Raw genomic sequence first — 2570 nt, forward strand, 5'->3', positions numbered from 1 at the left:
CAACAAAGGTAACCCCTGCTATTGAGTCAGAGGTACAGGATAATATAGAAGAAGTACAAAAAATTGATTATGCTAGTATATCTCAAAAGTTAGATCAGTATTTAGTAGGAAAGCAATTTAATGGGACAGTTTTGGTGACAGATAAAGAGCATGTTATATTGAATAAAGGATATGGRTATGCTGATGTTCAAAATAAAATAGAAAATACGCCTCAAACAAAATATCGTATCGGTTCTATTACGAAAACAGTTGTTGCTACATCCATTCTACAGTTASAAGAACAAGGGAAGTTAAATATCCAAGATAATGTAAATAAATACATTCCTTCATTTCCAGCAGATAAACACATCACGTTATATCACTTATTAACGCATACATCTGGTTTACCGGAAAATGGGAAAGGGAAGRTTAATGTAGCTTCACGTATAAATTTAGTAACTTGGATTGGAAGTCAAAAATTAGAGTTTCCACCAGGAACAGGTTGGAAGTATACGGATTATAATTATATGGTGCTCGCTTATATTATAGAAAATATAACGAAAAAGCCTTTAGGAGACTATGTAAAAGAAAATATATTTACAAAGGCCGAGATGCATGAATCAGGTATGGGAAATATGGTKCCTGGAGATAAAAACTTCACGAAGGGGTATGTGAAGAAAGATCAAGAGCTTGTACTAGCACAAAAATTAGGGATGGACTGGTTATATGGATCGGGTGAGATGTATACGACAGTAGGGGATATGAAAAAATTAGATGAAGCGATTATAAATGGAAAGCTTCTTTCTGAACAAAGTATACAAGCGATGTTTACACCTTCACAAGAAAGAAAATATGCATTTAGCTTTTATATATATCCAGATTATTTCCATAACCATGGTGTACTATCTGGTTGGAACACKTTCAATAATTTTAATAAAGAAAAAGGAACTTTTGTTATTTTATTTTCAAATGTGAAAAATAGTATGGATGATGATTTTAATAAAGAGTTCCGAAAGATGGTAAATGATTTATTAGAACAAAGGGGATGAGAAGATGGARAATAAAAATTTATCAATAGGTTTCATYGGTATTGGTGTAATGGGAAAAAGTATGGTMMAYCATTTAATGCAARGYGGTYATAAAGTATATGTATATAATAGAACGAAGGAAAAAGCTGATTCTTTAGTGCAAGAGGGTGCGACTTGGTGTGATACACCGAAAGCGTTAGTAAAGCAAGTTGATGTTGTTATGACGATGGTTGGTTATCCTCATGATGTAGAAGAAGTATACTTTGGGATTGATGGAATTTTAGAACATGCAAATGAAGGTACGATAGCAATTGACTTTACAACATCTACACCAACATTGGCAAAACGTATTAATGAAGTTGCGAAAAGCAAGAATATATATACATTAGATGCACCAGTATCTGGTGGGGACATTGGGGCTAAAGAAGCAAGACTAGCAATTATGGTCGGTGGAGAGAACAGAATATATGATATTTGCTTACCTCTATTTGAAAAACTAGGAACAAATATTCAGTTGCAAGGCCCTGCTGGGAGTGGACAACATACAAAAATGTGCAATCAAATAGCAATTGCTTCTAACATGATAGGCGTATGTGAAGCGGTAGCATATGCGAAAAAGGCTGGACTTAATGCAGATAAAGTATTAGAGAGTATTTCGACAGGAGCAGCAGGTAGCTGGTCATTAAGTAATTTAGCTCCTCGAATGTTAAAAGGAGATTTTGAACCTGGCTTTTATGTAAAGCATTTTATGAAAGATATGAAGATTGCTTTAGATGAAGCTGAAAAATTACAATTACCAGTACCGGGTTTWACCCTAGCGAAGGAATTGTATGAAGAGCTAATCGCAGATGGAAAAGAGAATAGCGGAACACAAGTATTATACAAAAAGTATATAAGGGGGTAAATGGAATGGATCTCCAAAAGTTTGACGAGATGATTGATGCTGTGCAGCGAGCAACTTGTGTACAGATTAATGATAAGCAAAAAGAAGCTTTTAAACAAAAATACGATTTTGGACCAGATTTTGAATATGGAAGAGATGAGAAAGGGCATTATGTTATCCGAAGCTCGAAAAAGATGTTAGAGGAAATGGAGTTTTATTTGGCATTGAAATATGATCGGGATGGAATTGTCCTTTATATGCATGCTGAGATTGAAGGGACATGTCATGTATCCGTTAGCTACAGTGAAGATGCACTTCATTTGCAAGAATTGTTTCAATTTCTAGAAGAAAATAAATAAAAAGTCCTCATTTGAGGACTTTTTATTTATTTAGGCAGACATAATATTTAAGTTGGATAATTTATCCCGCTATTTGTGGGCAGTAAAACTCCCACTGATTAAAGTTTCACTTTATAGGCTGGAAGCGCGGCGGCATCGTTCAATAGGGAATGGAATAATTTGGGCAATGTGATTAGGGCCGAGCTGTTTTGCGCGAGCATGGCGTAGTATATAAAATGCGCACAGAATAGAAACAGGAATAGCACCATATAAACCGAAAAATAAAGCGCTTACACATGATGCAACAAAACCTAAAACACCAACTTCTAATTCTTCCATAAT

4 protein-coding genes are annotated in these 2570 nt (G+C 34.9%); 3 read left to right on the forward strand and 1 reads right to left on the reverse strand.

Annotated elements, in window-relative coordinates; genetic code table 11:
* From AC1DJR_RS26020 to AC1DJR_RS26030, 3 genes are all read left to right on the forward strand, one after another.
* On the forward strand, window positions 1-1028 hold a 1028-nt coding region (locus tag AC1DJR_RS26020), incomplete at its 5' end, for a serine hydrolase domain-containing protein (protein WP_477003863.1).
* 4 nt (window positions 1029-1032) lie between these two features.
* A complete protein-coding gene (locus AC1DJR_RS26025; protein WP_477003864.1) occupies window positions 1033-1911 on the forward strand; it encodes an NAD(P)-dependent oxidoreductase in 879 nt (292 codons plus the stop codon).
* A gap of 5 nt (window positions 1912-1916) precedes the next feature.
* Window positions 1917-2249 carry a DUF3909 family protein gene (locus tag AC1DJR_RS26030; protein WP_002014892.1) on the forward strand — a complete coding sequence of 111 codons (333 nt, stop codon included), beginning with the start codon at window positions 1917-1919 and terminating at the stop codon, window positions 2247-2249.
* A gap of 111 nt (window positions 2250-2360) precedes the next feature.
* Here AC1DJR_RS26030 and AC1DJR_RS26035 read toward each other — a convergent pair.
* A partial coding sequence (locus AC1DJR_RS26035; protein ID WP_477003865.1) for a hypothetical protein occupies window positions 2361-2570 on the reverse strand: 210 nt, incomplete at its 5' end.

Source organism: Bacillus sp. 05T31 (assembly GCF_056396725.1).

Bases quoted from the DNA above. Each gene is read 5' to 3' on its own strand.
- AC1DJR_RS26030 (WP_002014892.1), top strand. From the start codon at position 1,917: ATGGATCTCCAAAAGTTTGACGAGATGATTGATGCTGTGCAGCGAGCA.